This is a genomic window from Burkholderia sp. KCJ3K979, from assembly GCF_016759955.1.
GTDB classification, from domain to species: Bacteria; Pseudomonadota; Gammaproteobacteria; order Burkholderiales; family Burkholderiaceae; genus Burkholderia; species Burkholderia orbicola.
Window position 1 is genome coordinate 1 of record NZ_JACFYV010000337.1, and the last position, 4,581, is coordinate 4,581.

The 4,581-nt window shown below is 66.7% G+C and carries 6 protein-coding genes; 3 read left to right on the forward strand and 3 right to left on the reverse strand.

The features are described 5' to 3' along the window. Window positions 1-448: isochorismatase family protein (locus H3O04_RS34035; RefSeq protein WP_202589362.1), on the reverse strand; the 448-nt coding region annotated here is incomplete at its 3' end. Between the two features lie 306 nt (window positions 449-754). Here H3O04_RS34035 and H3O04_RS34040 point away from each other — a divergent pair. Next, complete coding sequence (locus H3O04_RS34040; protein WP_202589363.1) at window positions 755-1,033, forward strand: XapX domain-containing protein; 279 nt, start codon at window positions 755-757, stop codon at window positions 1,031-1,033. Window positions 1,034-1,192: 159 nt separating this feature from the next. Then, on the forward strand, window positions 1,193-2,101 hold the full coding sequence (locus H3O04_RS34045) for a LysR family transcriptional regulator (RefSeq protein WP_202589365.1): 909 nt from the start codon (window positions 1,193-1,195) through the stop codon (window positions 2,099-2,101). Window positions 2,102-2,253: 152 nt separating this feature from the next. Here H3O04_RS34045 and H3O04_RS34050 read toward each other — a convergent pair whose 3' ends face one another. Beyond that, window positions 2,254-2,991: a YoaK family protein gene (locus tag H3O04_RS34050; protein ID WP_202589364.1), complete on the reverse strand. Its 738-nt coding sequence runs from the start codon at window positions 2,989-2,991 to the stop codon at window positions 2,254-2,256. Beyond that, a complete protein-coding gene (locus H3O04_RS34055; protein ID WP_034175520.1) occupies window positions 2,973-3,209 on the reverse strand; it encodes a DUF1427 family protein in 237 nt (78 codons plus the stop codon). The genes H3O04_RS34050 and H3O04_RS34055 overlap by 19 nt, the downstream gene beginning before the upstream one ends. A gap of 303 nt (window positions 3,210-3,512) precedes the next feature. On the opposite strand from H3O04_RS34055, the gene H3O04_RS34060 reads away from it, so the two are divergent. Next, window positions 3,513-4,388 carry an alpha/beta fold hydrolase gene (locus tag H3O04_RS34060; RefSeq protein WP_077180543.1) on the forward strand — a complete coding sequence of 292 codons (876 nt, stop codon included), beginning with the start codon at window positions 3,513-3,515 and terminating at the stop codon, window positions 4,386-4,388. The last annotated feature ends 193 nt before the right edge of the window (window positions 4,389-4,581 follow it).

The following is a 4,581-nucleotide window of genomic DNA, read 5'->3' on the forward strand; positions in this document are numbered from 1 at the left end:
CGTGCGCGGCCTGCGTCGTGCCGCCCGATGCGTCGGCGACCATGTAGATCTCGTAGTCGCCTTCGAGCATCGCGCACAGCGCGAACGTCGTATTGCAGACTTCGGTCCACAGGCCCGACACGACCACTTTCTTGCGGCCGTTCGCGGCGAGCGCGTCGCGCACCTTCTGGTCGTCCCACGAGTTCATCGACGTGCGTTCGAGCGTCTTCTGGTTCGGGAACACGTCGAGCAACTCGGGATAGGTGTGGCCCGAGAAGCTCTCGCTTTCGACCGTCGTGATCGTGGTGGGGATGTTGAAGACCTTCGCGGCCTTCGCGAGCCCGACGACGTTGTTCTTCAGCGTCTGCCGATCGATCGACTGCACGCCGAACGCCATCTGCGGCTGCTGGTCGATGAAGATCAGCTGGCTGTTGTGCGGAGTAAGTACTTCAAGCTTCGGATTGCTCATGGTGGTGATGTCCTTTGACGCGGAGAAAAATGAGGCTTGCCTGGCCGACGCATCCGCGAGGCATCCAATGCGCCATGTCGGAAGCGTCGGCAGTCGGCCTGCGTCATTCAATACGCGAAATTTCGACCGCACCAGTTAATTGTTCTGATTCTCACCACGCTCTGAATTCAGACTGAAAAGATCTGAATTTCATTGAATCGGCTCACGACGAACGCGCAGACCTGATAGGCTGGCCCAAGACTTTCGGATCGACGCCAGACCGGTATTTGTCCATATTTTTAACGGCCGTCATTCCATTCCAGACCCATGAAACCGTACATTGCTTCGCTTCTCGCCGGCATCCTCGCCGGCGTCGTCTACGCGCTGATCGGCGTGCAATCGCCGGCGCCGCCCGCCATCGCCCTGGTCGGCCTGCTCGGCATTCTGGCCGGCGAACAGATTCTTCCCGTGGTGCGACGGATGTTCGACGGCATCCGGCTGGGAACCGCATGGCGCGATGCGAAGTGCAGCCAGCACATGTTCGGCGCGCTGCCCGGCGCACACGCCGATGCTTCCGCGAAGCACCACGAATCGACACCGACGTGACAGGCGGACGTCGAGCGAACGCGGCGGCGGCCCCGGCCGTCGGCGCACATGCGTGCGTGCCTCGGTACGTCGGATGACGAACCGTTGTGAACAGTATTGGATTGAGTGTCGCTCGACGGCGCGATACCGCCTGATGCCCTTGTCGTAGCGAAACTCGTCATGAAACTGTCTTTCGAAGCACTCGAGGCACTGGACGCGATCGACCGCACCGGTACGTTTGCCGACGCGGCGGAGTTGGTGCACCGCGTGCCGTCCGCACTGACCTATCTCGTACAAAAGCTCGAGAGCGATCTCGACGTCGCGTTGTTCGATCGCAGCGGGCGTCGGGCGAAGCTCACGCGCGCGGGCCGCGTCGTCGTCGAGGAAGGCCGTCGTCTGCTTCATGCCGCCGAACAGCTTGAACGGAAAGCGCAGCGCGCGCAGCAAGGTTGGGAAACCGAAGTTCGCGTCTGCATCGCCGAGATACTGCCCTTCGACATGATGTGTCCATACGTCCACGCGTTCTACGCACTTGAAATGGACACGCGGCTGCGATTCTCCACCGAAGTGCTCGGCGGCACCTGGGATGCGCTGATCTCGCGGCGGGCCGATCTGATCGTCGGCGCGGCGGGCGAGCCGCCGGAACTGCCGGACATCGTGGCGCAGCCAATCGGCACGCTCCGGCACGTATTCGCGGTCGCTCCGACCCATCCGCTCGCTGCACTGCCCGAACCGCTGTCGATGGCGTCGATCGTCGAGTATCGCGGCGCGGTGATCTCCGACACGTCCCGCGAGCTTCAGCCGCAGTCGGTCGCGGTTGATGCTGGCCAACCGTATCTCGCGGTGCCGACGCTCGCGGCGAAACTGGCCGCGCAATGCGAAGGACTCGCGGTAGGCACGCTCCCGGACTGCATCGCGGCCCCCGCGATCGCGCAAGGCAGGCTTGTCGCGCGGGAAGTCACCGGCATGCGCGACACGACCCATTGCTATATCGCGTGGCGCACCGACGAAGCCGGGCGCGCGCTCCGCTGGTGGGTCGAACAGCTCGGTCACCCGGACCTCGTCGACCGGTTCACCACGCCCGCGTGACGCTGCGCTTTCTGCGAACGGTCGAGCGGTCTCGCGCTGACCGACCTGCATCGAGCCGTTCTCGAAATCGGCGTTGAAGGAAATGAAGAAACGCAGCGCAGCTTCGCCGCCCCGGTCGCGCACGCAGCCGACGCCGCGTGCAGAATCGACACTCAGCGCGACGCGGACGGTTCGCCGGTCCGGCCGGAGCGCCAGGTGAGGAAACCCAGCGCCGCGAGTGGCAACACCAGTGTCCAGAACCCGGCGTACACGTAGGCGCTCGCCCCGGCGCCCGCGCCGAGCGCGAACCCGACCACCGGCGGCAACGTGCGTCGCAGCCGCGCGCGTGCGGCTTCCCGTTCGGCCGGCTCGGCGATCGGCACCAGCCAGTCGAATGCATCGATGACCGCCTGCGTGACGTTTCCGGTCATCACGGTGTTCGCGACGACGGTGCGCGCGGTCAACCGGCCGTGCGCGTTCTGCACGCCCATTGCCGCCGCGCCCAGCAGCCCGCAGACGATCGTCGCGGGCGCATCGGCGCTGCCGATCGGCGACGCCGCGACGCCCGCGAGCATGAATCCGGCCAGCAGGATCGTCTGCAGTGCGTACAGCGAGCGCGCCCGCACGCCATGCCCGCGCACACGCATCCGGTGATCGAGCACGCGGGCAGCCACGATTCCAGCGATGAATGCCGGAAACGCGAGCCACTTGATCATGAGGCCCTGGCCGACCCCGGCGAGGCCCGAGCCGATCAGGATGAAGTTGCCGGTGACGTGCGCGGTAAAGAGCCCGAACAGCGCGACGAAGCCGAGTGTGTCGACGTAGCCGGCGATCGATGCGAGGAACACATCCTCGCCCCGCAGGCGATCGGGGGCCGCCGCGCCCGCTGCCGTTACTTGCGCGGGCTGCATGTCGTGGCTTCCGCGGTTGTGTCGATGGTGTGCGCATTGCGAACCTGCGCGGCGAGCGCACGCAACGGCGCCGGCACGAGCGGGATCGCATGCTTGCGGACAACGATGCCGAACAGGCGCGCCAGCGCGGTCAGCGGCGGCGCAGGCGACTGCACGCGCACGAGGGGGTGCAGGAGGCCGACTGCGATGCGGGCTCCCGGCGAGATCAGGTAAGGCATGGTCCGTTCCGGTTGTGCCGCCGGCCGGACCGGCCGAAGGGCTTCGGCCTCGTGCGGCGGCTCGGGAACAAGACTACGGAAGGCGGGCCTGAAAGTCATGGCGGCGAACTGAATCGTTCTGAACGTGCGGTGCGGCGCGGTGACGCATGCGCGCGACGACCGCCGACGAGCCGGCCGCCGCGCCGCCGCCTCACATCGGGATTCAGAACGATTCAGCCACGACGTTCGTCGCGTGGCCTATGCTCGGACAGCATCGGACGCGAGCCGTATCGCGCACCGTCCGCATCGAACCAGGATTCCCACATGACGACCGACACGCTCGCACTCACCCATCACACCATTACGGCGAACGGCATCCGCCAGCACGTCATCGATGCCGGCGCGGGGCCCGTCGTCGTGCTGCTGCACGGCTTCCCCGAAACCAGTTTTGCATGGCGCTTCCAGATTCCGGTGCTCGCGCGGCACTATCGCGTGATCGTGCCCGACCTGCGCGGCTACGGCGAAACCGACAAGCCCGCGGCCGGCTACGACAAGCGCAACATGGCGCGCGATCTCGCCGCGCTGCTCGATGCGCTCGGCATCGAGCGCATCGCGCTCGTCGGCCACGATCGCGGCGCACGCGTCGCGACGCGTTTCGCGAAGGACTTCCCCGAACGCGTCGAGCGGCTCGTCGTGATGGACAACGTGCCGACGCGCATCGTCGCGCAGAACATGACCGCGCAAACGGCGCGCGCGTACTGGTTCTTCCTGTTCCACCAGGTGCCCGACCTGCCGGAGGCGCTGATCGCCGGCAAGGAAGCCGAATGGCTCAGCTACTTTTTCGCCGACTGGTGCTACAACCCGCACGCGATCTCGGGCGATGCGTTCGACACGTACGTGCGTGCCTATCGGCGCCCGGGGGCCGTGCGCGGCGCGCTGGCCGACTATCGCGCGAACGCGGAAGACGTGCAGCAGGACCTCGTCGATGCGGACGTCAGGATCGCGTGCCCGACCATGGCGATCTGGGGCGAGGATTTCTACGCGGTGGGCAAGATGTTCGACATGAAGGCCGTATGGGAAGGCATGGCGACCCACCTGCGTGCCGAGCCGATCGCGCAGTGCGGGCATCTGCCGCACGAGGAGCAGCCCGAGCGCGTGAACGCGCTGCTGGTCGATTTCCTGCGCGGCTGGGCCGGCTGACGCCACGCGCGCCGCACACGGCATCATCGGGGAACATCGAATGGAACACGGATCGCGCCGCAAGGCCGTCATCGCCGGCGGATCGGTCGGCGGGCTGTTCGCGGCGACCGCGCTGCGCGCGGCCGGCTGGGACGTCCGCGTCTTCGAGCAATCGCCGCACGCACTCGACAGCCGCGGCGGCGGCATCGTGCTG

Bases quoted from the DNA above. Each gene is read 5' to 3' on its own strand.
- H3O04_RS34040 (WP_202589363.1), top strand. From the start codon at position 755: ATGAAACCGTACATTGCTTCGCTTCTCGCCGGCATCCTCGCCGGCGTC.
- H3O04_RS34045 (WP_202589365.1), top strand. From the start codon at position 1,193: ATGAAACTGTCTTTCGAAGCACTCGAGGCACTGGACGCGATCGACCGC.
- H3O04_RS34050 (WP_202589364.1), bottom strand. From the start codon at position 2,991: ATGCAGCCCGCGCAAGTAACGGCAGCGGGCGCGGCGGCCCCCGATCGC.
- H3O04_RS34055 (WP_034175520.1), bottom strand. From the start codon at position 3,209: ATGCCTTACCTGATCTCGCCGGGAGCCCGCATCGCAGTCGGCCTCCTG.
- H3O04_RS34060 (WP_077180543.1), top strand. From the start codon at position 3,513: ATGACGACCGACACGCTCGCACTCACCCATCACACCATTACGGCGAAC.